24 protein-coding genes are annotated in these 25,565 nt (G+C 33.0%); 16 read left to right on the top strand and 8 right to left on the bottom strand.

Annotated features, from left to right (window positions below):
• Position 1: 1 nt before the first annotated feature.
• The 3 genes from NYQ10_RS09650 to NYQ10_RS09640 form a co-directional block, all read right to left on the bottom strand.
• Positions 2 to 4,378 carry a CusA/CzcA family heavy metal efflux RND transporter gene (locus NYQ10_RS09650; protein ID WP_289880339.1) on the bottom strand — a complete coding sequence of 1,459 codons (4,377 nt, stop codon included), beginning with the start codon at positions 4,376 to 4,378 and terminating at the stop codon, positions 2 to 4.
• A gap of 76 nt (positions 4,379 to 4,454) precedes the next feature.
• Positions 4,455 to 4,832: a hypothetical protein gene (locus NYQ10_RS09645; protein WP_289880338.1), complete on the bottom strand. Its 378-nt coding sequence runs from the start codon at positions 4,830 to 4,832 to the stop codon at positions 4,455 to 4,457.
• Between the two features lie 54 nt (positions 4,833 to 4,886).
• The gene (locus tag NYQ10_RS09640) at positions 4,887 to 5,180 is read right to left on the bottom strand and encodes a winged helix-turn-helix transcriptional regulator (protein WP_289880335.1); all 294 of its coding nucleotides are present in this window, start codon (positions 5,178 to 5,180) and stop codon (positions 4,887 to 4,889) included.
• A gap of 91 nt (positions 5,181 to 5,271) precedes the next feature.
• Here NYQ10_RS09640 and NYQ10_RS09635 point away from each other — a divergent pair, with 91 nt between their 5' ends.
• The 9 genes from NYQ10_RS09635 to NYQ10_RS09595 all read left to right on the top strand — a co-directional run bounded on the left by NYQ10_RS09635 (position 5,272) and on the right by NYQ10_RS09595 (position 14,848).
• The gene (locus NYQ10_RS09635) at positions 5,272 to 5,517 is read left to right on the top strand and encodes a redox-active disulfide protein 2 (protein WP_289880334.1); all 246 of its coding nucleotides are present in this window, start codon (positions 5,272 to 5,274) and stop codon (positions 5,515 to 5,517) included.
• A 110-nt stretch (positions 5,518 to 5,627) separates the two neighbouring features.
• Entirely contained in the window at positions 5,628 to 7,982 is a 2,355-nt protein-coding gene (locus NYQ10_RS09630) for a mechanosensitive ion channel family protein (RefSeq protein ID WP_289880332.1), read from the top strand.
• 206 nt (positions 7,983 to 8,188) lie between these two features.
• Positions 8,189 to 9,121 (top strand): quinolinate synthase NadA, encoded by a 933-nt coding sequence (gene nadA / locus NYQ10_RS09625; protein ID WP_289880331.1) that lies wholly within the window; start codon positions 8,189 to 8,191, stop codon positions 9,119 to 9,121.
• A 29-nt stretch (positions 9,122 to 9,150) separates the two neighbouring features.
• Positions 9,151 to 10,665 (top strand): L-aspartate oxidase, encoded by a 1,515-nt coding sequence (gene nadB / locus NYQ10_RS09620; protein WP_289880329.1) that lies wholly within the window; start codon positions 9,151 to 9,153, stop codon positions 10,663 to 10,665.
• 30 nt (positions 10,666 to 10,695) lie between these two features.
• Positions 10,696 to 11,427 carry an iron-sulfur cluster repair di-iron protein gene (ric, locus tag NYQ10_RS09615; RefSeq protein WP_289880327.1) on the top strand — a complete coding sequence of 244 codons (732 nt, stop codon included), beginning with the start codon at positions 10,696 to 10,698 and terminating at the stop codon, positions 11,425 to 11,427.
• A gap of 11 nt (positions 11,428 to 11,438) precedes the next feature.
• Positions 11,439 to 13,562: a ribonucleoside triphosphate reductase gene (locus tag NYQ10_RS09610; RefSeq protein WP_289880325.1), complete on the top strand. Its 2,124-nt coding sequence runs from the start codon at positions 11,439 to 11,441 to the stop codon at positions 13,560 to 13,562.
• Positions 13,543 to 13,710, top strand: a complete 168-nt coding sequence (nrdD, locus tag NYQ10_RS09605) for an anaerobic ribonucleoside-triphosphate reductase (protein WP_289880323.1) — start codon at positions 13,543 to 13,545, stop codon at positions 13,708 to 13,710. Before NYQ10_RS09610 ends, nrdD begins: the two co-directional genes overlap by 20 nt.
• Positions 13,664 to 14,383, top strand: coding sequence for an anaerobic ribonucleoside-triphosphate reductase activating protein (locus NYQ10_RS09600; RefSeq protein WP_289880322.1), 720 nt, complete (start codon positions 13,664 to 13,666; stop codon positions 14,381 to 14,383). The genes nrdD and NYQ10_RS09600 overlap by 47 nt, the downstream gene beginning before the upstream one ends.
• Before the next feature lie 18 nt (positions 14,384 to 14,401).
• Complete coding sequence (locus tag NYQ10_RS09595; protein ID WP_289880320.1) at positions 14,402 to 14,848, top strand: copper resistance protein CopD; 447 nt, start codon at positions 14,402 to 14,404, stop codon at positions 14,846 to 14,848.
• Positions 14,849 to 14,956: 108 nt separating this feature from the next.
• Here the strand turns inward: NYQ10_RS09595 and NYQ10_RS09590 are convergent, their stop codons facing one another.
• Both NYQ10_RS09590 and NYQ10_RS09585 read right to left on the bottom strand, forming a co-directional pair.
• Positions 14,957 to 15,682 (bottom strand): hypothetical protein, encoded by a 726-nt coding sequence (locus tag NYQ10_RS09590; protein ID WP_289880318.1) that lies wholly within the window; start codon positions 15,680 to 15,682, stop codon positions 14,957 to 14,959.
• A 147-nt stretch (positions 15,683 to 15,829) separates the two neighbouring features.
• Entirely contained in the window at positions 15,830 to 16,210 is a 381-nt protein-coding gene (locus tag NYQ10_RS09585) for a hypothetical protein (RefSeq protein WP_289880316.1), read from the bottom strand.
• Positions 16,211 to 16,398: 188 nt separating this feature from the next.
• Here NYQ10_RS09585 and NYQ10_RS09580 point away from each other — a divergent pair, with 188 nt between their 5' ends.
• The 6 genes from NYQ10_RS09580 to NYQ10_RS09555 all read left to right on the top strand — a co-directional run bounded on the left by NYQ10_RS09580 (position 16,399) and on the right by NYQ10_RS09555 (position 23,905).
• Positions 16,399 to 17,295 carry a carbohydrate kinase family protein gene (locus tag NYQ10_RS09580; RefSeq protein WP_289880313.1) on the top strand — a complete coding sequence of 299 codons (897 nt, stop codon included), beginning with the start codon at positions 16,399 to 16,401 and terminating at the stop codon, positions 17,293 to 17,295.
• A 169-nt stretch (positions 17,296 to 17,464) separates the two neighbouring features.
• The gene (locus tag NYQ10_RS09575; protein ID WP_289880311.1) at positions 17,465 to 19,642 is read left to right on the top strand and encodes an HAD-IIB family hydrolase; all 2,178 of its coding nucleotides are present in this window, start codon (positions 17,465 to 17,467) and stop codon (positions 19,640 to 19,642) included.
• Positions 19,643 to 19,882: 240 nt separating this feature from the next.
• On the top strand, positions 19,883 to 21,394 hold the full coding sequence (locus NYQ10_RS09570; protein WP_289880310.1) for a glycosyl hydrolase family 32: 1,512 nt from the start codon (positions 19,883 to 19,885) through the stop codon (positions 21,392 to 21,394).
• Positions 21,395 to 21,707: 313 nt separating this feature from the next.
• The gene (locus NYQ10_RS09565; protein WP_289880309.1) at positions 21,708 to 22,226 is read left to right on the top strand and encodes a PPC domain-containing DNA-binding protein; all 519 of its coding nucleotides are present in this window, start codon (positions 21,708 to 21,710) and stop codon (positions 22,224 to 22,226) included.
• Positions 22,227 to 22,547: 321 nt separating this feature from the next.
• Positions 22,548 to 23,138, top strand: coding sequence for a Crp/Fnr family transcriptional regulator (locus NYQ10_RS09560; RefSeq protein WP_289880306.1), 591 nt, complete (start codon positions 22,548 to 22,550; stop codon positions 23,136 to 23,138).
• A gap of 74 nt (positions 23,139 to 23,212) precedes the next feature.
• A complete protein-coding gene (locus NYQ10_RS09555; protein WP_289880305.1) occupies positions 23,213 to 23,905 on the top strand; it encodes a CPBP family intramembrane glutamic endopeptidase in 693 nt (230 codons plus the stop codon).
• Positions 23,906 to 23,978: 73 nt separating this feature from the next.
• Here NYQ10_RS09555 and NYQ10_RS09550 read toward each other — a convergent pair whose 3' ends face one another.
• Positions 23,979 to 24,338, bottom strand: a complete 360-nt coding sequence (locus NYQ10_RS09550; RefSeq protein WP_289880303.1) for a hypothetical protein — start codon at positions 24,336 to 24,338, stop codon at positions 23,979 to 23,981.
• 194 nt (positions 24,339 to 24,532) lie between these two features.
• On the opposite strand from NYQ10_RS09550, the gene NYQ10_RS09545 reads away from it, so the two are divergent.
• Entirely contained in the window at positions 24,533 to 24,838 is a 306-nt protein-coding gene (locus tag NYQ10_RS09545; RefSeq protein WP_289880301.1) for a hypothetical protein, read from the top strand.
• Positions 24,839 to 24,883: 45 nt separating this feature from the next.
• On the opposite strand, the gene NYQ10_RS09540 is transcribed toward NYQ10_RS09545, so the two are convergent.
• On the bottom strand, positions 24,884 to 25,201 hold the full coding sequence (locus NYQ10_RS09540; RefSeq protein ID WP_289880299.1) for a MazG-like protein: 318 nt from the start codon (positions 25,199 to 25,201) through the stop codon (positions 24,884 to 24,886).
• A 10-nt stretch (positions 25,202 to 25,211) separates the two neighbouring features.
• Positions 25,212 to 25,550, bottom strand: coding sequence for a nuclear transport factor 2 family protein (locus tag NYQ10_RS09535; protein ID WP_289880297.1), 339 nt, complete (start codon positions 25,548 to 25,550; stop codon positions 25,212 to 25,214).
• Positions 25,551 to 25,565: the final 15 nt, after the last annotated feature.

Genomic DNA, 25,565 nt, shown 5'->3' with positions numbered 1-25,565 from the left:
TTTAGATATTATTAAGATTTTGCAGTGTTATAACTGCTTTATTGTAAGCATTTAATGCGTCTAGATATTCACTTTTTATCGTAATAGCTTGGTTAACTACCAAAACCCATTGCAGATAATCAATATCTCCATTTTGCAACTGACTGCTAGAAGCTTCAATAATAGTTTGAGCATTTTTTAAACCGTCTTTCTCATAATACTCCAAACTTTCTTGATATTTTTTTAGTTCTCTATCGGCGTTTTCGATATTGGTTTTCACTTCAATTTTAGCGGCTTCAGAAAGTTCTACAAAACTTTCATATTCTGCTTTTGCTGCTCTTTTTCTTTCCGACTGACTTGCGAAAAATACAGGAATTGAAAGTCCAGCATTTACATAATTAAATCTTTGTCTGCTTCCGTAATAAACCTCTTGACCCGAAGCATTGGTCTGATTTCCAATAATACTTAGATTATTATATCCTAAAGTAATTTCAGGAAGCATTTTGGCACTTTCCGTTTTCCATCTCCATTTTGCAGCTTCCGATTCAAATTGTGAACGCTGAACAGATGGAAGGCTTTCTGTTTTAAGATTTTCTATTGAAGAATGATTTAAAACTGCTTTCAGTTTTTCTTTTTTCGGACTATACTCAACTTTATCTTGAAGAATAGCATTAAATGAATTTATAGCAATTTCAATATCTCTGTTTACCATAAGCAATTGATTACTATAAAATTGTCTGGCAGATTGCGAAGCACTTTTTTCTAAAACATTGGCTTCTCCAGCTTTAAATCTCAAATCCGATTTTTTCTCCATAATTCTGTAAATAGAATCGGCATAAACCAAAAGTTCTTTTTTGCTATTCAACCACAAATAATCGTAATAAATATTTCGAACACGAGTTTTAATTTCTTGTGATGTCAATTGCACTTCTGTTTTTGCTTTGTTGAAATCGGCTTTCAAAGCTTTTTTCTGATTGCTGTAAACGGTAGGAAAAGCAAAAGTCTGACTGATTCCGAATCTTGTATCGTTCTTAATACTATTAAATTGTCCATAATCGGCATCTATCTGCGTTTGCGGAATATTGTAAGCCGATTTTTGTAAATAACTTTTAGATTGTTCATTCAACTTTGCCGACTTAACAATTCTATTATTTTGAATGGCGATAGAAATTGATTCGTCAAGCGAAATTGGTAATTCCTGTGCTTTTGCTACATTCCCAATAAAAAGAATGCTCAATAAAATGGTTAGATTATTCATGTGTTTTTTTCTTTTTTTAGAAAAGCCTTTAGCGTGATAGGTCATTAAATAAATGGCTGGAAGTACAAAAAGCGTTAAAAGTGTCGCCGTAACCAATCCGCCAATAACTACAGTTGCCAACGGACGCTGCACTTCTGCTCCTGCTCCATTACTTAAAGCCATCGGAAGAAATCCTAAAGAAGCCACAGCTGCGGTCATTAAAACGGGACGCAATCTGTTTTTAGTTCCTAATAAAATGATTTGAAAAGGATCTGTAATTTCTCCTTGTTTTTGAATTCGATTAAACTCGGATATTAAAACAATTCCGTTTAATACTGCTACTCCAAAAAGGGCAATAAATCCAACTCCGGCAGAAATACTAAAAGGCATATCTCTTAATCCTAAAGCAAATACGCCTCCAATTGCAGATAACGGAATTGCCGTAAAAATGATAATTCCTTCTTTAAAAGATCGGAAAGCAAAATACAATAAAGCAAAAATCATTAATAAAGCCGCTGGAACAGCAACTCCCAATCTCGCTTTTGCTTGCTGAAGATTTTCAAAAGCACCTCCATAAGTAATGTAATAACCCGGATCAAATTTAATCTGCTGATTTACTTTTTGCTGCAATTCTTCTACAATCGACTGAACGTCTCTTCCTCGAACATTAAATCCGACAATAATTCTTCTTTTTGCATTTTCACGCTGAATCTGATTCGGACCTTCAACTTCTTCAACATTTGCTACTTGATAAAGCGGAATTTGCATTCCAGACGGCGTTGCAATCAGAAGATTTCGAACATCTTCAATTCCTTTTCTGCCGCTGTCTTCCACACGAATCACCATGTCGAAACGTTTTTCACCTTCATAAATACTTCCGGCAACAGCTCCGGCGAAAGCTGCATTAATTGTCGTATTAACATCGGCAACGCGCAAACTGTATTTTGCCATTTCTGCCCAATTGTAATCAATTACGATTTGTGGCATTCCGGTCACTTTTTCTACATATAAATCTGCCGCGCCTTGAACCGTTTTACTGATTGAACCCAACTTTTCAGCATATTCTGAAAGCTTTTGAAGATCTTCTCCGTAAATTTTACAAACCAAATCTTGTTTGGCTCCCGTCATTAATTCGTTAAAACGCATTTGAACAGGAAATTGAAATCCAGTTGTAACGCCAGGCGCAATTCTTTTAACGGTTTTGGTCATTTTATCTGCCAATTCAGGAAACGACGAAGCGCTTGTCCATTCTGATTTGTCTTTTAAAACAATAATCATATCGCCACCTTCAATTGGCATTGGATCGGTTGGGATTTCGGCGCTTCCAATTCTAGAAACGACTTGCTGTACTTCTGGAAATTCTTTCTTTAATTCTCTCGAAATTTTCTCAATAGTTTCGGTTGTTGTTGAAAGATTTGTTCCTAATAATAATCGAGTTTCAACAGCAAAATCTCCTTCTTCTAACTGCGGAATAAATTCTCCTCCCATTCTTCCGAATAAAATAACAGCGATGCCGAAAAGTACAAATGCCGCAATAACAATTGATTTTCTAATGCCTAAAGCTTTTGTTAACCAGCCTTCGTAAGCATTTTCTAATCGTGACATAATTCGATCCGAAAGGTTCTTTTTATGACTTATTTTTTTACTTAGAAATAAAGCGCTAACCATTGGAACATAAGTCAATGACAAAATAAAAGCTCCTAAAATGGCAAATGCAACAGTTTGCGCCATTGGTTTAAACATCTTGCCTTCAATTCCTTGTAAAGAAAGAATGGGCAGATAAACGATTAGAATAATTATTTGTCCAAAAACCGCAGCGTTCATCATTCGGAAAGCCGATCCTGAAACTTCTTTATCCATTTCGTCTTGCGAAATAGTATCTACAGTTTTGTATTTTTTTGAACTGTGAAGATGATGCAGAATCGCTTCAACAATAATTACAGCTCCATCAACAATTAATCCGAAATCTAATGCGCCAAGACTCATTAAATTTCCGCTTACGCCAAAAGTATTCATCATAATAATGGCAAAAAGCATCGCTAGCGGAATTACAGAAGCTACGATAAAACCCGCTCTAAGATTTCCTAAAAATAAAACTAAAATCAAAACGACGATTAAAGCACCTTCAATCAAATTTTTCTGTACAGTCCCGATGGCGTTGTCTACCATTTTGGTTCTGTCTAAGAAAGGTTCGATTTTTAACCCTTCTGGCAAAATCTTCTCAATTTGAGCAATTTTGTCTTTTACATTGACAATGACATTATTGGCATTTTCACCTTTTAACATCATCACAATTCCACCAACAGATTCTCCAAATTCATCTGTGGTCAATGCACCGTAACGAATGGCAGAAGAAATTTTGACGTTTGCCACATCTTTCACTAAAATCGGTAATCCGCCTTGCGTACTTTTAACTACAATGTTTTCAATATCTTCAATACTTTTTGCTAAACCCGTACTTCTAATATAAGAAACCGTTGGACCTTTTTCAATATAAGCTCCGCCCGTATTTTCATTACTATTATTTAAAGCAGAAAAAACCTCAGTAATTGTGAGGTTCTGCGCTTTTAATCTCGCAGGATTTACTGCGATTTCATACTGTTTTAATTTCCCTCCAAAAGTCGAAACATCTGCAATTCCTGGAGTTCCTAGAAGTTGTCTTCTAATCGTCCAATCTTGAATGGTTCTTAAATCTTCTAGAGAATATTTTTCTTCGTAACCTTTTACGGGTTTCAAAACATATTGATAGATTTCTCCCAAACCAGTTGTTACAGGAGCCATTTCTGGCGCATTGGCATTTCGGTCAATTTCTACTTGTTGAAGCCTTTCTGTAATTTGTTGTCGAGCCCAATATACATCGGCATCATCTTCAAAAACAACGCTTACAAGCGAAAGTCCGAAACGAGAAATACTTCTGCTTTCTTTTAAATGTGGAATATTACTGATTGCTTGTTCGATCGGAAAAGTGATTAGCCTTTCTACATCTTCTGCGCCAAGAGAGGGCGCTGTTGTAATAATTTGCACCTGATTATTAGTGATGTCGGGCACGGCATCAATTGGCAATTGCGTAACCTCATACACGCCGTAGACAATCCACAGCAGTGTAAAGATTCCAATCGCCAGTTTGTTCTTAACTGAGAACTGAATTACTTTATTAAGCATACTATATTAATTAAAAAATAATAAATGAGCGACCAAAACGAAACGTCTCAGCCACAGCAAAAAATTCTAAAATTAATTATGCAATTGGAGGTCTAAATAGAGATAACAAATTCGGATCTGAAAAAAGATCGGATCTGTAAGTTGGAATTTTTGATTGTGGTAAATCTAAATTAAATGGAGTTGGAAGTAAATCTTTGTCGTCTAAAATAAATACTAAATGAAACGAACTACTGCCAATAACTTTAAAAGGAAGCTGCATATCGCGATCATCATCATTATCATTTAAATCTTCTCCCCAATAATGCATCGACAAGAAATCTATAAAACTTACATTTTGCAGTTTTTGATGCTCTTGAAAATGCTCAATCAGTATTGGCAGTTTATAAAATTGCTGCACAAAACTGCTGTTTGAAGCGATTAGAAAAATAAATATGTAGATAATTCGTTTTTGCACAAGGCAAATTTAACTTAAATTATATAAAATTTAATGATTTAAACCAATTTTAAGTTATGACAATCCTTCTAATTGCTGAAAAACAGGAATCAAAGCTTTTCCTTTTTCTGTTAAATTATATTCGATATGAAGCGGTTTCAACTTAATTGTTGTTTTTTCTAAAAGCCCTTCTTCTTCCAGTTCTTTCAAAGCAGTTGCTAAAGATTGTTTGTTAGAACCTTGAATTTGTCGCAACAAAGTATTAAAACGTAATGGAGATTCTAATGCCAAGCGAAAAATCTCTGCTTTCCATTTACCAGATAACATTTTTAAAAGCCTTTGCGCGGGACAAGTTTCGATTTCTTCCATGAAATTTATTATGTAGTCAAAAAATTCTGACTTGTTGTCTTAGAGATTTTTTTTACTAATCTTTGTGAAAATCCTAACGTAAAAATATAAAATGAAAGCAAAGAAACCAAGCGAAATGACTCTTGAAGAATTACAGAAAAAAGAGAAAATGATTCAGGCGGCAATTTATTCTTTAGTTGCCTTGAATATAATTTTATTGATTGCCGTTATATTTTTGTTTACAAAAAAAGGCTTTTCGGCTTTGTTTGTAGTTCCTTTTTCGATGGTTCCAATTATCATCGTCAATTCTAATTCTTTAAAAGAAATAAGAAAAGAAATCACTTTGAGAAATTCATAAAATAAACCCGTAATGTAAAGCGTTTTGAACTTACTTAAATTTAATATTTAGTAACCGAAAGTTTTCTAAAAACAATTAAATTTGAGCTCCCTAAATAAGCCCTTTACATTATGATTTTTCTAAAAAGAACTTTTTATTTTCTATCCTTATTTTTTGTTTTTTTCTTTTCGCAGTCTAATTACGCTCAAGAACAGAAACAGGTCAAAAAAGAAAATCGCGGACGTTTATTTAACGATACTACAGCTACCGACAGCGATTATTTAATGGCAATCGAAAAAGCCGGAGAAGTATTAGAATCTGCCTATAATGACATTGATTTTGCCGGTGATACACGCCATCTTTTTGGCGAAATGAAACGTACCGAAAGTAAACTGAATTTAATTCTTGAAAGTTTAAAAGGAGCGAATCCGAATGTGCGTAACCAACAAATGTATCGCATTGTTCTTCAAGAAATTGAACAAGAATTAGAAGACCAGAATAAAGCTATTAATGAGCGAAATCTAAGTCTCGAAAAAATCAAAAGTCGTGTTATCGAACTTCGAAAAGATAAGACTTTAATGACTTTGATAAAAGATACGATCCGTCGTCAGCAATTCAAAAAAGAATTTGCAAATCTTAGAAAAAGATATGTTGCCACTGATAGTTTGATGACTAAAAACCAAACTACTTTAAACAATAAAAAAAGACTTACTGTTGAGCGAAAAATTGCTGTTTCGAATGCTTTGGTTACTGTCGAAAGTAAACTGGAAAAATCAGGAATCAGTATTTTCAAAAAAGAATATCCTTCTTTGTGGCAGATTGGAGATTCTGCCGTTTCTAAAAAAGTAACGCACAACATTAAAGCCAAAATCATAATTGAAGAAAATGTTGCCGCTTATTATCTAAGTTACAAAGCTGGCGGATTGATTACTCTGGCTTTCTTTATGGGACTTTTGTTTTGGTACATTTCTCGAAATATAAAATATTTAAAAGAAAACAATTATTACGAAAGCCTTTCACTTTTAAACTTTAAATACTTAAATCGAGGTGTTTTATTGCCCGTTTTAGTAATTGCATTAAACATTGCGGTAGTTACTAATTTATATGCTCCTGCTCTATTTTTAGAATTATTACAGCTTTTCCTTCTTGGGGTTTTGACTATTCTCTTTAAAAATCAATGGTCGGGAGTTTCTATGCGAAATTGGCTTTTCCTTTTAGGATTATTTTTTGCGCTTTGCTTCCTAGATTTATTTATCACAATCGGATTATTACAGCGTTTTGCTTTTGTTGCAATTAATCTTTTAGGAATTAGATACGGTTTAGTTCAGATTAAAACACTTAAAGATGAATTGTATATAAAAGGCTTTTTTAAATGGGCTAGCATTCTTTTTATCGGATTAAATGTTTTATCGATTCTTTACAATTTATTCGGAAGAGTTTCGCTTTCCAATATGTTAAGTCTTACGGCATTTATTTCTTTAACTCAAATTGTTGCATTAAGCGTTTTATTGAAGATTATTCTAGAAATCATCTTATTGCAGATTTATACAACAAGAGTTAAAAGAGGAATTGAAAAAATGTTTGATTACGAAAGTTTATCAGACACGCTTAAAAAACCTTTCATCATCGTAATCAGTTATATGTGGCTGATTGTGATTGCTTCTAATCTAAATATTTGGGAATCGCTTCGTGCTTCTTTAGCTTCTTTATTAAGCCATCCGAACACAATTGGAAGCATTACTTTTACACTTGGAAATATTGTTTTATTCTTTATTATCATTTGGGCAGCACATTTATTACAGAAATACGTGGCGTATTTCTTTGGTGAAATTGACGATGAAAACGAAGAAAATATTAATAAAAGACAGCATTCAAAATTACTGATTACACGATTGGTTGTTTTAATCAGCGGTTATTTACTCGCAGTTGCCGCGTCTGGAATGCCTTTAGACAAATTAAGTATTCTTTTAGGGGCTTTAGGTGTCGGTGTCGGACTTGGACTTCAGAATGTTGTAAATAATTTTGTATCGGGAATTATTTTGATTTTTGATAAACCAATCCAAATTGGCGATGTTGTCGAGATAAGTTCAGAATCGGGTCGTGTAAAATCGATGGGACTTCGTACAACCAAGATCAATGCGCCAAATGGTGCCGAAATTATTATTCCGAATGGTAATTTGTTGTCTCAAAATATAACGAACTGGACTTATACAGATAATTTTAAATTGGTCGAAATTACTTTTGAAATCAACGGAGAAACCATTCCGCAAGAAATAAATACTATCGTAAACAAAACACTGACTAATCTTCCTTTGGTAAACAATTCAAAACCATCGCAAATTTATTACAGTTCTATTTCTGATGGAAAATATAAATTACTTATTAAATTCTGGTGCAGTATTTACAGAACCGAAGAAACAATAAGTTTAGCAAGACAAGAACTTTATGTGAGTTTTAAAAATAAAGGTTTAAATTTTTCTAGTTAGAAAGAAATAAAAACATCCTAATTAATAAAAAGCTGTAGCTCCAATGAGTTGCAGCTTTTTTTTATTTAATGCTTTTTTCCAAAGACTTCTCGACTGCATAAAATAAAAAAATAAATATATAAGAGTATGATTTGAATCATGTTTTGAAAGAAATGATGATAATACATTTACCGTATTAAAATTAGAAATACCATCAACTTTTAAAAATGGACAAAAATTTTTTAAGACAGGAAATCATCCGATTAAAAGCAGAAAAAAATGCTGTAATTCTGGCTCATTATTATCAAAATGAAGAAATCCAGGAAATAGCAGATTTTATCGGTGATAGCCTTGAATTGTCTAAAAAAGCGCAACAGACAAATGCTGATGTTATTGTTTTTGCTGGAGTTCATTTTATGGCAGAAACCACTAAAATTTTAAACCCAAATAAAAAAGTATTATTACCAGATTGGGAAGCTGGTTGTTCGCTTGCAGATGGCTGTAATCCAGAAGATTTTAAAGTGTTTAAAGAACAATATCCCGATCATATTATAGTGACTTACATCAATTGTTCTGCCGAAATAAAAGCCATGAGCGATTTGGTTTGCACTTCGGCGAATGCAAAAAAAATAATCGGGTCAATTCCCGAAGAACAGAAAATCATATTTGCTCCAGATGAGAATTTAGGTAATTATCTCAAAAAAGAAACCAAACGTGACTTGGTCTTATGGAAAGGCTCTTGCGTAGTGCACGAAGCCTTTTCATTAGACAAATTAATTGAAATCTATACTAAAAATCCGAATGCGAAAATAGCAGCGCATCCTGAGTCTGAAAGCCATATTTTGAAAGTGGCGCATTATATCGGTTCTACTTCGGGCATTATTAATTTTATTAAAACGGATCCTGCTGCCGTTTTCATTGTGGCTACAGAAGCCGGTATCCTGCATGAGCTTTCTAAAGCGGTACGCGATAAAACGCTGATTCCGGCTCCTTCCACAGAAGACAATAGTTGCGCTTGCAGCGAATGTGCTTTTATGAAAATGAATACGCTTGAAAAATTGTATTTGTGCCTTAAAAATGAAAGTCCGGAAATGAAGATTTCAGAAGAGCTTAGAATAGAAGCTTTAAAACCAATTGAAAGAATGCTTGAATTATCATAAAAATGCAATAACGCTAAAATCAAAATAACATGCTTAAAACAGATATATTGATCATCGGTTCTGGTATTTCGGGATTATTTTTTGCGATGAAAACGGCAAAAAAACGCCCAGATTTATCTATTGTTATAATGACGAAAAAAACTGCTAAAAATACCAATACACAACTGGCTCAAGGCGGAATTGCTGTGGTAACCGACCTTATAAAAGACAGTTTTAATAAACATATTCATGATACGCTTCGTTCTGGAGGCGGTTTGTGCGACAAAGAAATTGTTAATATGGTTATTAAACAAGCTCCAGAAAGACTTCAGGAATTAATTGAAATTGGAACTTCTTTTGACAAAAACGAAAAAGGTCAATGGGATTTAGGACTCGAAGGCGGACATTCTCAAAACAGAATATTACATCATAAAGATAGCTCCGGATTAGAGATTGAGCGCAAATTGCTCAAAATCATCAAAAGCATGCCTAACATTGAACTTTTAGAAAACCATCTGGTGATTGACTTGAATACAGAAGTGAAGCGGAATAAAACGATCTGTACTGGAGCTTTTTTTTATGAAAAGAAACACAATCGAATCAAATATATAAGAACACGAACTGTTGTTTTAAGCACTGGCGGTTGCGGTCAGCTTTTTGAAAATACAACCAATCCGAAAATTGCAACTGGCGACGGAATTGCAATGGCAGCGCGCGCGGGAGCCGAAATTGTAGATATGCAATATATGCAGTTTCATCCAACGGCTTTGTTTACTGGAAAAGAAAATCCGTTGTTTTTAATTTCTGAAGCCGTAAGAGGTTTTGGCGCTCATATTGTAAACGACGAAGGAAAAAGATTTTTGTTTAAATATGATATTCGAGGTGAATTGGCTACACGAGATATGGTTTCTAATGCCATTCATAAAGAACTAAAATTGAGCGGAAAAAATCATGTTTACTTAGATTGCAGACATTTAAATAAAGCTGAATTTTATACTCATTTTCCAGTAATCGCGGCGCATTGTAATGAATTAGGAATAAAACCTGAAAAAGATTTAATTCCGGTTGTTCCTGCGGCTCATTATCAATGTGGCGGAATTAAAGTTGATGAAAATGCTACAACTTCTATTAAAAATCTTTATGCTGTTGGCGAATGCGCTAGAACTGGACTTCACGGAAAAAATCGTTTGGCATCAAATTCACTTTTAGAAGCTTTGGTTTTTGCACATCAAGCTTCAGAAAATGTAGATAAAACCATTGCCGAATTTATTTTTTCATCGAAAATATTAATTCCAAAATTTCCAAAAGCACATCGAGTTGATGATTATATGGCTTTTGAAATATTAAAAAAAGAATTGCAAAAATTGGTTACTTCATTTTATACCAACGAAGAACGCGATGCCGAATTGTTTTTTATAAAAATAAAAGAGCTTCATAATTATGCTGTTTCACTTACGGAATCGCACGAAATTACAATTCCGTTTATAGAATTTTCAAATATGATTGCGACTTCTTTACTTATAATAAACCAATGCAAAGAGGCAGAAAACAAACAAATGTGCTGAACCAAAAATTAATCTATACATACTCCCATTATGAAACTAACTAATAAAAGTACCATTGGCGAAATCGTAGCAGATGATTTCAGAACAGCCGCTGTTTTTACAAAATACCATATTGATTTTTGCTGTAAAGGATATAGAACTATCGAAGAAGTTTGCAAAAAAAGAGATATTGAAGAAGCTATTTTAATAGAATATATTCGAGATGCAAAACGAAGTACCGCCAATCAATCTTTCGATTATAAAACCTGGCCTGTTGATGTAATTGCAGATTACCTCACTAAAACACATCATAGATATATTAATGAAAAAGCGCCTATAATCCTTCAATATTTAACCAAATTAGCTGGTGTTCACGGTGCTATTCATCCTGAATTACATGAAATACATACAATTTTCTCAAAATCATTTTTGGATTTAAAAGCACATTTAAATCGAGAAGAAACAGTTGTTTTTCCTTTCATTATAAAAATGAAAAATGCACAAAGCAAAGGAACTGATTTAGATATACCGCCTTTTTTAAGTATTGAAAATCCGATTGCAACATTGAAACAAGATCATGAAGTAGAAAGTGAACGCTTTAGAAGAATTGCGGCACTGACAAATAATTACACGCCGCCAACAGAATCTTGCAATACCTATAAAGTTGCTTTTGCAATGCTGGAAGAATTTGAAAAAGATTTACGAAAACACATTCATTTAGAGAATAATATCTTGTTTCCAAAAGTAATTGAACTGGAAAAAACTTTCGAAAAAGTACTGTAAATATATTTATGATGGAAAAATATGTAATAAAACGCAATGGAGATTATAAGCCTTTTGAAGCTTATAAAATTCAAGATGCAATTCAAAAAGCTTTTCAAAGTGTCAATAAACCTTTCGACAAAAAGATCTACAAAATTGTGCTTTCTGGTTTGGAAGTCAAATATTCATGGCCTGTTGAAGAAATTCAGGATATTATTGAAAGAGTTCTTTTTGAAAACGGCTATTTCCAAACCATGCGTTCGTTTATTATTTACCGTCATACTCGAAAATTACAGCGCGAACACATTAATGGTTTAAACGATGATACAACGTACATAGACAGCACGCAAACTGTAGAAGAATACATAAACCAGTCTGATTGGCGAATCAATGCGAATGCGAATATTTCATATTCTAATGCGGGATTAGTCAGCAATACCGCAGGAAAGGTGATCGCCAATTATTGGCTGGATAAAATATATAATAAAGAAGAAGGTTCTGCTCATAGGAATGGCGACATACACATTCATGATTTGGATTGTCTTACCGGATACTGCGCTGGTTGGAGTCTGCGAGTGCTATTAAATGAAGGTTTTAATGGCGTTCGAGGACGTGTCGAGAGCAGACCTCCTTCTCATTTTAGAGAAGCATTAGGGCAAATGGCTAATTTCTTGGGAATTTTGCAAAGCGAATGGGCTGGCGCTCAAGCTTTCAGTTCTTTTGACACCTATTTAGCGCCGTATGTTTTTAAAGATCAGCTTTCTTATCAAGAAGTTTTAAAAGCAATTAGAAGTTTTGTTTATAATTTGAATGTTCCAGCTCGTTGGGGACAATCGCCTTTTACAAATATTACTTTAGATTGGAATGTTCCAGAAGATTTGAAAGAACAGATTCCGACACAAAATAACGAACATTTATTCTTCAAAATAAAAGATAAAAATCTGATTGAAGAAGCTAAAAAAAGAGGCGTTGAAAAACTAGTCGATTTAAAATATGCTGATTTTCAGCAAGAAATGAACCTCATCAATAAAGCGTATTACACAATTATGACCGAAGGTGACGCAAATGGTCAGCCGTTTACTTTTCCGATTCCGACAGTGAATATTACAGAAGATTTTGACTGGAATGGAGAAAACGTCGATTTGTTATTTGAAAATACAGCCAAAATCGGTTCGTCATATTTTCAGAATTTTATTGGAAGCCAATATATTTTGGATGAAAAAGGAAATCGAATCGAAAATCCAGAAGCATACAAACCCAATGCCGTTCGAAGTATGTGTTGCCGATTACAGCTCGATTTAAGAGAATTATTAAAACGAGGAAACGGACTTTTTGGAAGCGCAGAAATGACGGGAAGCATCGGCGTTGTTACGATTAATATGGCGCGTTTGGGTTTTCTGCACAGAGGAAATATCATCAATTTGTTTGCTCATTTGGATGAATTATTGAAAATCGCCAAATCGACTTTGGAGAAGAAAAGAGTCTTTATTCAGCAAATGTACGACCGCGGATTGTATCCTTACACCAAACGTTATTTAGAACATTTTAGAAATCATTTTTCGACAATTGGCGTAAACGGAATGAACGAAATGGTAATTAATTTTTCTGAAGGAAAAGAAAATATTACGTGCAATTCGGGAATTCATTTTGCAACAGAAATTCTAGATCATATTCGATTAAGAATGAAAGAGTTTCAAGAAGAAACTGGAAATTTATACAATCTCGAAGCGACTCCCGCCGAGGGAACAACGTATCGTTTTGCAAAAGAAGATAAAAAGCGTTTTCCTGAGATTTTGCAAGCAGGACAAAATGAGAATATTTATTATACTAATAGTTCACAAATTCCGGTAGATTTTACAGACGACCCTTTTGAGGCTTTATTGCTTCAAGACGAATTGCAATGCAAATATACTGGCGGTACAGTTTTGCATCTTTATATGAGAGAAAAAATAAGCAGTCCAGAAGCTTGTAAAAACTTCGTAAAGAAAGTTTTAACCAACTTCAAACTGCCTTACATAACCGTAACACCAATTTTTAGCATTTGCCCAATTCATGGTTATCTGAACGGAGAACATGAATATTGCCCAAAATGTGACGAAATTTTACTTCAAAAAAACAATCAGAAACACTTGGCTTATGAAAACAAAAACGCATAAAGTTTTAGCAGAAAACAAAAACGAAAGAAGCAAATGTTTGGTTTATACCCGCGTAATGGGATATCACAGACCTGTAGAAAGTTTTAATATTGGAAAAAAAGGTGAACACCAACAACGCAAGCATTTCGAAGAAACCATTATCTATTAAAGGAATATTTAGCCTCACGCCTTTTACTTTATTAGATTATCCGCATAAAACGGCCTGCATAGTGTGGTTTGCGGGCTGTAATATGCGGTGTTTATACTGCTACAATCCAGAGATTGTTTTAGGAAAAGGAAAAATAGATTTTGAAACTATTTTGAATTTTCTAAAAACCCGAAAAGGATTATTAGACGGAGTGGTTTTAAGCGGCGGCGAATGTACTTTACATCATAAAATAATTGATTTTATAAAAGAAATCAAAGCAATGGGATTTGCAGTCAAAATTGACACAAACGGCTCAAACCCGAAAATATTGAACAGCCTGATTCGTAATCGATTAATTGATTATGTCGCGTTAGATTATAAAAGTCTTCCTCATACCTTTAAAAAACTAACGCAATCAGGCTTATTTTCTGAATTTGAAGAAAGTCTAAAACTTTTAATTCAATCAGATATTCCGTTTGAAGTGCGTACTACTTTTCATTCTTCTTTAATTTCAGAAGATGACTTTTCGAAGATGATTGAGTATTTAGAAATACAAAATTTTGAAGGAAATTATTATGTTCAGCATTTTATGAATAATGTTCCAACGCTTTCAAAACTAGATAGTTCGAATAAAGAAATACAACTTAAAGACTTCTCAACTTCAAAAATAAAAGTTATTTTTAGAGAGCAATAAACTTAAAATGAATTCATTATGACCTTACATCATTTTGTATTAATAATTCATCTTTTGGCCGCCACGATTTGGGTTGGCGGACATTTACTGCTTGCCATTTGTTATTTACCAACAGCTTTAAAGAAAAAAGATCCGCATATCATTTTAAGTTTTGAAAAGAAATTTGAAGTTCTCGGCATGTCTTCTCTAGCTTTATTAATCATTACAGGAATTTGGATGGCATACGATTTTGGCATTACCATTGATACTTGGTTTGCCTTTAAAAACGGATTTGAAAAAGTGATTTCAATAAAATTGATTTTGCTTTTCTGTACTTTCTTCTGCGCAATTTGTGCACAGTTTTATGTGATTCCGAATTTAAATGAAAAGAATATTAACAGAATAGCTCTTATAATTATTTCGGTTACTTCTATTGGTGTTGCAATGTTGGTTTTAGGATCAACGCTTCGTTATGGCGGGATTTGATTTTGACAAAATTTTAAGCTAGCGCGAGCGTCTCGCTCGTGCATATGCTTTACGTTCGCGAGCGAGACGCTCGCGCTAGCTTATAGAATTTGATTTTTTATTAAAAAATCAACCAAAAGTACTTCTGTACTTGTCCATTACCGTTTTAAATAAATCTTTGTTGGACGGCGGCGAAAGCACAATTGCTCTAGAACCAGAATTTATAGATTCTTTAATACTGTCTAAACTTTTTCCGCCTGTTGCCATTACAGGAAAATCTGGAAATTTATCCGAAATGTCTTTTACAATTTTACTGGTATTTGCTCCGCCAGAAACATGAAAAATAGTAACTCCATCGTCAATTTTTCCTTTTAGAAAATTATAATCAGACGAAGTAACGGTTGCTACAATTGGTAAAGAAACTTTCTCTCTTATTTTTTTAATGTCTTTATTTTCAAACGGAATATTTACAATAATTCCTGCCGCGCCCACTTCTTCAGCATAAATTGCCATTTCTAACGATTTTTTACCTTTTGTTTTTCCGCCGCCGACACCGCAAACAATTGGTTTTCCTGCAAAATCAATCAACGTTTTGATAATTTTTGGTGAAGGAGGAAAAGGATAAACTGCTAGAATTGCATCGGCATCATTGTTTTCTATCAGAGCCATATCTGTAGAAAAAAGAAACGATTTTACATTTTCATTTTTCAGTACTAAACCTTGACAATTTTTACCAATTATTTCTGGCGTAGTAAGCGCTTTATCAATAGATTTATTTCGTCGAAATATCCTTTCCCAAAAAGAAACTTTCTTTTTATTTCCCCAAAATGATTCTGAAATTAAATTGATTTCCATGGTCGTAATTTTTACATTTTGACCAAATTTAGAACATTGAATTTTATTTAATTTACAAAATGAAAACAGAAAATTACATTTTGTAATGAGTTAGAAAAAATTTGTAGTGAAATTTAAATAAGTACTTTGTAACCTTCTTTAATTAAATTATTCTAAAACTGGAACAGAAAAATACCTTCTAAAAAAAATCTCATCAGAGCTAACTTCAATTATATTAAAAGAGAAAATTCCATAGAAATAAATCTCTTTTTCAAAACTAATTTTAGAATCTGTACTAATAAGTTTGACTGTGTTTTTTCCTAAAGAAAGATTTACACCTTTAGAAAACGGAGTCGGGATATTTACATTGAGTTTATCGCCTGTTTTTTTATCATTCAATAATAAAAGAAAATCCTCTTTATAATGGTTTAAAGGTCCGCCATAAACCGCTAAATAACTATTCGTTCTAAAATTGATATAAAAATTCGCTTCATAAATCAAAATGAAGAGGACAAAACAGCTTGCAAAAATTTTAATCCATTTTATCATTTTTTCTAAGATATTTCATTTTAAAAAAAGCACTTCTAAGCAAATATATACTGAAATTTCGGATATTTTAAAGTTAATAAAACTTTGTCTTTCTTGCCTTTTGGTTGCACATACCGCTAATGTTTTTTATTTTTATCGAATTAAGAATGATTTTATAAGCCCCAAATATTAAATTAAAAGAAAACTAAATGAGTAACAAACAACTTAAAGCTGTCGCTTTTGGCGAGGTATTGTATGACATTTTTGGCGACGAAAAAAGAATTGGCGGAGCTCCATTAAACGTGGCGCTTCGAATGAAAGCTCTAGGAGCAGAAACCAATATGATAAGTTGTGTTGGCAACGACGAAAATGGCGACGCAATTATTAATGAAATCAAAAAATTAGGTTTGCAAACAGACACTATTCTTAAATCTGATGATTTTCCTACTGGATTAGTGAATGTAACTTTAGACGAAAGCAAATCTGCTGCTTATGAAATTCTTTATCCATCTGCTTGGGACAAAATTGTTCTAAATGAGGAAGCAAGAGATTTAGTTGTTAATTCTGATGTTTTAATTTACGGAAGCTTAGTTTGTCGAGATGAGGTTTCTAGACAGGCTTTAGAAGAATTATTGAATACACATACTTACAAGGTTTTTGATGTTAATTTAAGAAAACCGCATTACGATTATGAACTTTTACTTGAATTAATGCAGTTTGCCAATTTCATCAAATTTAATGATGAAGAATTGGCTGAAATTAGTGCTGCTTTAGATTCTCCTTATACAACTTTAGAAGAAAATATAAACTTCATCTGTTCGCTAACCAATGCAACTGCAATTTGTGTGACAAGAGGAAAAGATGGTGCTGTACTACTTTGGGACAAACGTCTTTATGAAAATAAAGGTTACACTGTAAAAGTTGATGATACAGTTGGCGCCGGAGATTCTTTTTTAGGTGCTTTAGTAACATTCCTTTTAACGGATAAAGAGCCGCAAGATGCTTTAAACTTTGCCTGCGCAACTGGTGCTTTAGTCGCTGGATCGGCTGGAGCAAATCCTGAAATTTCGAAAATTGCTATTGAAAATCTTATCAATCAAAATTAAAGATTAAAACATAATGTATTAAAAGCCTGATTTAACGATCAGGCTTTTTTATAGTTAAAACATCTTATTTAACTTTCAAACATGGGAACTATGTAAATTTAAAACGTAATTATTTCTTCTAGATCGAGAGAGGCGCTGTAACTTGCGTTTTGAAAATATTTAATGAAGAATGATGAAAAAATTACGAATTTCTCTTATCAATATACACGGACTTCTAAAAGGTTCTGGTCTTGAAATTGGACGAGATGCCGACAACGGAGGTCAAACCAAATACATTTACGAATTAGCCGAATTTTTATCTCAACATGAAGATGTAGAACACGTGCATCTTTTTACCAGATTGATAGACGATCCCGCTCTTTCTCCAGAATATGCTGTTCCTGTAGAAATTATCAATGATAAATTAGACATTAGGCGAATTCCTTTTCTGGGTAAAAAATACAAAGCAAAAGAACAGCTTTGGGAAGGTTTGGACACTTTCGTGAATGGCGCGATGCAGCACATTAAACAACACAACATTTTCCCAGATTGGATTCATTCTCATTATGCAGACGCTGGTTATGCCGCAGCCGAATTGTCAGCCGTTTTAAATATTCCTTTTGCACATACTGGACACTCATTGGGATTTTATAAAAAGAAAAAATTACTCGAAGGCGGTGAAAACGAAGAAGAAATAGAAAAAAAATTCAAATTTGAAACCCGAATTGCCGCCGAAGAAAGGACACTTGAACTCGCTGAATTTATTGTCACTTCTACCGAACAAGAAATCGAAACTTACAAGGCGTATAAAAATTTCGAATTAGGAAAATACCACGCGATTTCTCCTGGAATAGATACCCGAAAATTTGTTCCTTATTATTTTCAAGAAAATGATTCTGAGAAAAACATGGAAGAAATACAACGAAAATATTGGGTTCAAGAAAGTATTTCTAAATTTCTTACCAATCCGCACAAACCTATTATTCTGGCACTTTCTAGACCTGATCGCCATAAAAACCTCAACACTTTAATCGAAGTTTACGGAAAAGATAAAGAACTTCAAAGTCTTGCCAATCTTGTCATTTTTGCCGGAATTCGAAAAGATATTACCAAAATGCCAGAATCTGAAAAAAACGTTTTAACCGATTTGCTTCTGCTTATGGATAAATACGATTTGTACGGAAAAATGGCTATTCCGAAAAAACATGATGTCGAAAATGAGGTTTCGATTATTTATCGTTATGCCGCAGAAAAAAGAGGTGTTTTTGTGAATTTGGCTTTGCATGAAAACTTCGGCTTGACCGTTATAGAATCTGCAAGTTCTGGACTTCCAGTTGTGGTGACAAAAAATGGCGGACCTTCAGAAATTATTCCCGTTTGTCAAAATGGAGAATTGGTAAATCCACAAGAAGAAAATCAGATTAAAAAAGCGCTTCGCAATATTTTGACAGATGAAAATCAATGGAAATATTATTCGAATAATGGCGCGATTAATATTCAAAAACATTACAGTTGGGTAAGTCACGTCAATCAATATGTTGACTTAATAAATGAGAATTTATCGGTTTCTTCTGCTGGAATTAAAAAACAGCATTATCCAAACATCAACATTGACCGTTTAAAAAGAAAAATCGATCATTTGTTAGTTTCTGATATTGACGGAACTTTAATTGAACCGAAACTTTCTAATCCTGGTTTACAAGAATTAAAATCGCATTTAACCAATCGTACCGATAAAATGGCTTTTGCAATGGCTTCTGGACGAAATCTTGAACTTGTAAAACAAGTAATTGATGAAGAAGAATTTCCTCTTCCCGATTTTATTATTTGCTCTGTCGGAACCGAAATTTATTACACCAACGGAAAAGATTATATTTTAGATAAAGGCTGGGCAAAATTTCTTTCTGGGAGATGGAAAAGAGAGGATATCGTTAATCGATTAAAGGCCATTAAATGGATAAAATTGCAGGAAGAAGAAGCTCAAAATCCATATAAAATCTCCTATTATTATGAAAAAGAACATTACGATCATGAGGAATTAATTCGCGTTTTAGGAACGGGCTGGTATAAAGTGAATATTATTCCGAGTCACGGGCAGTTTCTGGATTTTATTCCAAAAAGAGCTTCAAAAGGAAATGCGATTAAATTTTTATGCCGAAAATGGTCTATTCCGCTTTCTAATGTAATTGCTGCTGGAGATTCAGGAAATGATGTTGATATGTTTAGAGGTCCTGTAAAAGGGATTATTGTTGGAAACAGAAGCGCCGAATTAGCCGCGTACGAAACCACAAAAAGTATTTATGTTGCCGCAACTTCAGCATCAGAAGGAATTTTAGAAGGCTTAAAACATTATAAAGTTATTAAATAAAAAATTTAAACACATAGAAACATAGATTTTTCTTTATTATAAAAGGTAATTGAAAGAAACTAGTTTCTCACACATAGCTGTATTTAAACTTTGTCAAAGTTTTGAACTTTGACAAAGCTTAACGTTCACAAAACTATGTTTGTTAATGCAATTGAAACGCCTTTTCAACGCAAAGAAAAACTTATGTTTCTATGTGTTTAAAAAATTAAAAAAATAGTAACAGATTAAATAAGCAATAAAATGTATTCAGGTTCAGGATTTAGCAATTGGGAAATCGGGGATGTTGATGTATTTATTGATGAAAAAGGAGTTCATCATTTATTTCATTTAATTATTCCAAATCACGATTATATTGCGCATGCAGTTTCAAAAGATGGTCTTTCGTGGAAAAGGGTTAAAAATGCCTTATTTGTTGGCGATCCCGGAGAATGGGATGATGATATGTTATGGACCATGCATATTAGCAAAAAATCGGAAGGAGAAGGTTATGAAATGTATTACACCGGACTTAAACGTCAGGATAAAGGAATTGAACAGAAAGTGGGAAGAGCGATTTCTACCGATTTAATTAATTGGAAAAAAGAAAACTTATACGGACTTCCGTTTAAAAGTGAAGCACCTCATTATGAAGGAAAAAACAATAATCCAAGAGAATGGATTAGTTTTAGAGATCCATTTAAATACCAATATAAAAATGAAGATTATCTGCTAATCTGCGCCCGAAGTGCTTCTGGACCAACTTACCGAAGAGGTTGTATTGGTGTTGCAAAAAGAGAAAAAGAAGGTTATGTTTTGCAAAAACCGCTACATATTCCGTATGTGTATGATGATGTTGAATGTCCGTGTGTTTTTGAAATCAAAGGATCGCATTATTTATTGGGTTCGATTCGCGAGGATATTAAAGTCCGATATTGGTCTTCTTCTGAATTTAAAGGCGAATATTCGGCTTTTCATAATAATGTTTTACTGCCGCAGGGAAATTATGCCGCAAGAGTAGTAAAAGACGGAAAACATTTTCTGCTCTATAATTTTTATTTTGCTGATGGAAATGTAAATACACATCGCGTTATTCCGCCGCCAAAAGAACTGGAAACTGATAAAAGCGGCAGACTTCTTTTAAAAAGTTATTATTATTGGGAAAAACTCTATCAAAAAACCATTCTTCAAAAAGATTTGCCACTTCCCTTGCCTATTCTCGGGAATCCTACAGCTGAATTTATTTTAGAAAATGAAAATAAATGGCGTTTTGGCTGTAGAAGCGGTTACGAAATTTATGGTTTCGAAAAGCCTTCAAGCGATTTTGTTTGGGAAGGAACGCTTTCTGTTGAAGGAATGGGAAAAACCGGTTTTGTAATAGAATGCGATAAAGAAGGAACTGGATATTATATTTCGATTGATTTTATGAACGGCTTTGTTCAGTTTAGAGCGTGGGGATTTAATGAAAAAGATGTCAAGAATAATTTTATTTTCGAAAATATTCAAACCAATCAGTTTGAAATTGGCGAAGAAAAACAGATTTCTTTTAAAATTATCCGCTACGGAAATTATTACGAACTTTCGATTAATGAAATAGTAAAACTGACTTTACTTGATTTTAAATACAACGAAGGAAAAATTGGAATTTATGTTTGTTCTGCCGTAATTTCGATTAGCGATTCTAAAATTCATGTTATTCCAGAACCAGAAAACGAATACGCAGCTTCTGATCCTGAAAAATATAATAATGAGTTACAGCCTAATTCTGTAGTTTAATGTTTTATTTAAAGCGATAAAATTTAAACACATAGTGTAGATTTACGCACTTTTTGTCATTTCGACGAAGGAGAAATCTTCACGAGAAGCTCGACAAAGACTGGACTTTCGTTGCGGAGTTCCTTGCGGAGATTTCTCCTTCGTCGAAATGACAAAGATTGTGCTTACTTTGTGCAAATTTAAAAACCTTACACTCTTGATTCAAAACTTTGACAAAGCTCGTTAACGATTTAAAAAACTATGTTTCTATGTGTTTAAAATCTTTTCTTGCAATAAATTCAACAGATTGATTACAATTTTAATTCAAATAATTATGAAAATTCAAATCCATAAAACCCTCATTTTATTCCTTTTGCTCACTTTTAATTTAGCTAATGCGCAACAAAATGATAAAGAAAAATGCCGTTATACCAAAACAAATTATGGTTATCTGATGGTTCTTCGCGAAGGCGATAATGTTTTAGAATTAATCGAAAATCTCGCCAAAGAACAAAATATTCCGTCTGCAAACTTTACAGGAATTGGTTTTGCACAAGATGCTACTTTTGGTTTTTATGATTTTGGAGAAAAGAAATTTCACCCCAAAACTTTCAATAAAGTAGAAATGGGAAGCATTACGGGATCTATTGCCTGGAGTGGCGACAAACCTTCAATACACATGCACGGCGTTGCAACCGATGGTAAATTTGATGCTTACGGCGGACATATTTTAGGACTTAAAGTTGGAACGGGTTCTATGGAAATTTACATCACTGTAAATAGCGAAAAGTTAGAAAGAAAGATTGAACAGCCTTTGAATGCTAATGTTTTACAATTGCCTTGTTTGAAGTAAGTTTTAATATTAAACGCATTAATTTAATTATTTAAACACATAGAAACATAGATTTTTCTTTGCGTTAAAAGGCGTTTCACTTGCATTAACAAACATAGTTTTGTGAGTGTCTAACTTTGTCAAAGTTTTGAACTTTGACAAAGTTGATCCAAAAGTAGGCACATCGCTATGTGTGAGAAACTAGTTTCTTTCCATCACCTTTTCCAAGAAAGAAAATCTATGTTTCTATGTGTTTAAAAAAATAAAGTAACTAGGTAACACAGTTATTTTTATTTTTACAGAAAAAACTTAATTTGGTCTTTTAACTGATACGCCAAAAAAATGCCACAAAGTCCTTCTCCAGAAGATGTAAAAAGAATTTTCGAAATCTATTTTTCTGCCGATATGAATATCTGGAAAGGATTTTCGGAAAAAATTAAAGTACGTGAATTTCAAAAATCTGAAATTATTAAAGATTATAATGGTGTCGAAAAATACCTAAACATCGTTATAAAAGGATCTGCTGGATTATTTGTTTGGGACGGAAAAAGAGATATTTGCATTAATTTATTGTATGAAAAAAGTTTTATAAGCGATTATATGTCTTTTCTAAATCAGCAGCCATCTGTTATTAAAACAGAAGCCTTAGAAGATATTACGCTTTGGTCTATTTTTCATCAGGATTTAACCGAATTGTATCAAAGATCGGAAACAGGTTTGCGAATTGGAAAAGCCATTTCTGAAATGCTTTATGTTCGCAAACAACAAGAACAGATTAATCTTTTAACGCTTTCTCCGCAAGAACGTTACTTAAAACTTATAGAAGGTCGTCCTGAAATTTTTCAAAGAACTCCACTTAAAATCATCGCTTCTTATCTCGGATTAACGGCAGAAAGTTTAAGCCGAATTCGAAAAAGAGTTATGGAAAAATGATTTCTTACCCAAAGTCAATTTTATTTTCATTTTGGCTCGCTAAGTTTGCTTCACTAAATCAAACAAAATAACCGATGAAAAATAAAATCAACTTTGGAGCTATTATAGTTTATTACGTAATTGCAATTATCTGCAGATATGCTGCTGTAAAAACCAATTTATTGGCGGGAGTAGAAAGTGAATATTTAAGAATCTTACTTCGTGGCGTTGGTCCAGCAATTGGTGCTCTTGTTGCTATAAAATTATTTGCACTAAATAATCCGCTTTCTTTAAAAGGAATTTATAAAACTGTTCTTATTCCGTTTGCGATTTATTGGATACTTCCTGTGGTTTTAATTTCTAGCGTTTATTATTTTACGCTTGGTAAATTTCCAATTTTATTGATGTTTACTATTGTAGTTTATGGTTTGTTGGAAGAAATTGGCTGGCGTGGATTTTTACAAAACCAATTAAAATCGCTTCCTACTTTCTACTCTACAGCAATTATTGCCATCCTTTGGTTTGCGTGGCATCTTAACTTAGAAATGACTTCTAGCAACATGCTTTTCTTAGGAATTATCTTTTTTGGGGCGTGGGGAATTGGAAAAGTATACATCAAAACAGGTTCGTTATTGGCTGTTGCGGGAGTTCACTCTTTAAATAATTTCTTTGTAAAAGGAGTTCACGAAACAGAACTTATTATAATTCTGGTTTTATTAGCCATTTGGATTAGTTTCATTATTATTTATGATAAAAAAACTAAAGCGCTTGCAACTCAAACAAGCTAATTTTTTAAATTTTTAAAATAAAAAAACTGCGTAAAGTCAATTAGAACTTTACGCAGTTTTTAATTAATATTTTTTAATTCAATCTTTCAGTAGTTTCCATTCTTAAACAATATTCACTTCCCAAATAAAGCGGATTTCCATGTTTTTCAGACCAAAATCCGTCTAGAATATCTTTATTGATACATCTGTAAACGGCAACACCTTTATAGGTTTTATGATCATCTCCTTTATATCTGAAATTAATCACAAGGATATTATCTTTAAAAAAACCATTTCCTTTTTGCTGTTGCGAATTATTTATAACCCAATCTGCTTTTATTCTATTATTCTGATCTAAAGTTAAAGTCAAAACTCCTTTGTACGTTATCTCGTTACTTTCATCCTGATTGCTTCCAGAAATAGCATAACTTCCAACTAAATCTTGTATTGTCATTTGTTATTTATATAAAAATGCAAAGATAAAGATATCAGATTGCTTATGAATAGTAAAACATTCTGAAACCTCGATTTTAGCTTTTAATGAAAATTTAGCAACTGAAAATGAGAATCGTATAAAATAACTCGAAAGCTAATTTTTAATTTTAAGCATATAAGTTTTTCAGATTTATTAATTAAAAGAAATGCATTATGACAACTGACAGATACACCAATTACGAAGATGAAAATCAAAATTTTTCAGAACAATATAAAGATCCTTTTGATGAAAGATTTCTTTTTGAAGAAAATCAATTAACCGAAAATGATTTTTTGAATGCCACGGATAAAAATAATGAAGATGATTTTGATTTTGAACAAAATACGCCAGAAAGCGATTTATATGATGAGGTCGAAGATTTAGATGAAAATGATATGGATGACGATCTAGTGGAACGTTACGATGAAAATGATCGCGATCCTGATACTTTTAGCGATGATGGTTACAAGATTGATTAATCTTTCCAAATGAAAAAATGCTGCTTTAATAGACAGCATTTTTTTTTATTCTAAAAGTGTTTCTGTTTTTTCTAAAAAACTATTCATAGCTTTTTTAATATCAATTCCAGATCTTTCTGCAATTACAATTAGCCACCAAATATTTTCGCCCAATTTATGTTTCAATTCAGATTCAGAATCTAGTTTTGGCCAGCGTTCTTGTTGTGACATTACATTTCTGCCAATTAATCCGGCGTCAGTAAGATAAGCCAAAGCATCTTCTTCTACAGACCATTTACTGCCGTGATGATGCAATTCTAGTTCGTGATATTTTTTTCTGATTTCCAGAGAACGCTCAATAATCTCGTCAAATGTTGTGCTCATAATTTTTTTTTTAATGAATTAAATCTGCTTTCGCGAAGATTATTTTTTCGTTTTTAAATTTTAAATCAAAGATTCCTCTCAATTTCCCTTCTGAAAATTCTCCTGTAAATTCGACTTCAAGATGAACGTTTTCTTCGTCAGTTATAGTCAAATTTACCAATTTTGTATTGGTATTAAAACCAATAAAATAGCTTTCAAAATAATCTTTAATTCCTTTGTGACCAATAAATTGTCTTCCAACAGAAGGATCGTCTAATATGGCTTCGGACTCATAAAACTCAAGATACTTTTCGGTATCAAAGTTATTACTGGCAAGAAGCCAATCGTTAATAAAATTATTTATGTTCATTGCATTTTCTTTAAA

The sequence above is a fragment of the Flavobacterium johnsoniae genome (assembly GCF_030388325.1).
Taxonomy (GTDB): Bacteria; Bacteroidota; Bacteroidia; order Flavobacteriales; family Flavobacteriaceae; genus Flavobacterium; species Flavobacterium johnsoniae_C.
The sequence above is the reverse complement of the archived record's forward strand: the minus strand, read 5'-3'. Positions and strand labels throughout refer to the sequence as shown.

What these genes read in the sequence shown, in the direction of transcription:
- NYQ10_RS09650 (WP_289880339.1), bottom strand. Translation starts at nt 4,378, where the DNA reads ATGCTTAATAAAGTAATTCAGTTCTCAGTTAAGAACAAACTGGCGATT.
- NYQ10_RS09640 (WP_289880335.1), bottom strand. Translation starts at nt 5,180, where the DNA reads ATGGAAGAAATCGAAACTTGTCCCGCGCAAAGGCTTTTAAAAATGTTA.
- NYQ10_RS09635 (WP_289880334.1), top strand. Translation starts at nt 5,272, where the DNA reads ATGAAAGCAAAGAAACCAAGCGAAATGACTCTTGAAGAATTACAGAAA.
- NYQ10_RS09630 (WP_289880332.1), top strand. Translation starts at nt 5,628, where the DNA reads ATGATTTTTCTAAAAAGAACTTTTTATTTTCTATCCTTATTTTTTGTT.
- nadA (WP_289880331.1), top strand. Translation starts at nt 8,189, where the DNA reads ATGGACAAAAATTTTTTAAGACAGGAAATCATCCGATTAAAAGCAGAA.
- nadB (WP_289880329.1), top strand. Translation starts at nt 9,151, where the DNA reads ATGCTTAAAACAGATATATTGATCATCGGTTCTGGTATTTCGGGATTA.
- ric (WP_289880327.1), top strand. Translation starts at nt 10,696, where the DNA reads ATGAAACTAACTAATAAAAGTACCATTGGCGAAATCGTAGCAGATGAT.
- NYQ10_RS09610 (WP_289880325.1), top strand. Translation starts at nt 11,439, where the DNA reads ATGGAAAAATATGTAATAAAACGCAATGGAGATTATAAGCCTTTTGAA.
- nrdD (WP_289880323.1), top strand. Translation starts at nt 13,543, where the DNA reads ATGAAAACAAAAACGCATAAAGTTTTAGCAGAAAACAAAAACGAAAGA.
- NYQ10_RS09595 (WP_289880320.1), top strand. Translation starts at nt 14,402, where the DNA reads ATGACCTTACATCATTTTGTATTAATAATTCATCTTTTGGCCGCCACG.
- NYQ10_RS09590 (WP_289880318.1), bottom strand. Translation starts at nt 15,682, where the DNA reads ATGGAAATCAATTTAATTTCAGAATCATTTTGGGGAAATAAAAAGAAA.
- NYQ10_RS09585 (WP_289880316.1), bottom strand. Translation starts at nt 16,210, where the DNA reads ATGATAAAATGGATTAAAATTTTTGCAAGCTGTTTTGTCCTCTTCATT.
- NYQ10_RS09580 (WP_289880313.1), top strand. Translation starts at nt 16,399, where the DNA reads ATGAGTAACAAACAACTTAAAGCTGTCGCTTTTGGCGAGGTATTGTAT.
- NYQ10_RS09575 (WP_289880311.1), top strand. Translation starts at nt 17,465, where the DNA reads ATGATGAAAAAATTACGAATTTCTCTTATCAATATACACGGACTTCTA.
- NYQ10_RS09570 (WP_289880310.1), top strand. Translation starts at nt 19,883, where the DNA reads ATGTATTCAGGTTCAGGATTTAGCAATTGGGAAATCGGGGATGTTGAT.
- NYQ10_RS09565 (WP_289880309.1), top strand. Translation starts at nt 21,708, where the DNA reads ATGAAAATTCAAATCCATAAAACCCTCATTTTATTCCTTTTGCTCACT.
- NYQ10_RS09560 (WP_289880306.1), top strand. Translation starts at nt 22,548, where the DNA reads ATGCCACAAAGTCCTTCTCCAGAAGATGTAAAAAGAATTTTCGAAATC.
- NYQ10_RS09555 (WP_289880305.1), top strand. Translation starts at nt 23,213, where the DNA reads ATGAAAAATAAAATCAACTTTGGAGCTATTATAGTTTATTACGTAATT.
- NYQ10_RS09550 (WP_289880303.1), bottom strand. Translation starts at nt 24,338, where the DNA reads ATGACAATACAAGATTTAGTTGGAAGTTATGCTATTTCTGGAAGCAAT.
- NYQ10_RS09545 (WP_289880301.1), top strand. Translation starts at nt 24,533, where the DNA reads ATGACAACTGACAGATACACCAATTACGAAGATGAAAATCAAAATTTT.
- NYQ10_RS09540 (WP_289880299.1), bottom strand. Translation starts at nt 25,201, where the DNA reads ATGAGCACAACATTTGACGAGATTATTGAGCGTTCTCTGGAAATCAGA.
- NYQ10_RS09535 (WP_289880297.1), bottom strand. Translation starts at nt 25,550, where the DNA reads ATGAACATAAATAATTTTATTAACGATTGGCTTCTTGCCAGTAATAAC.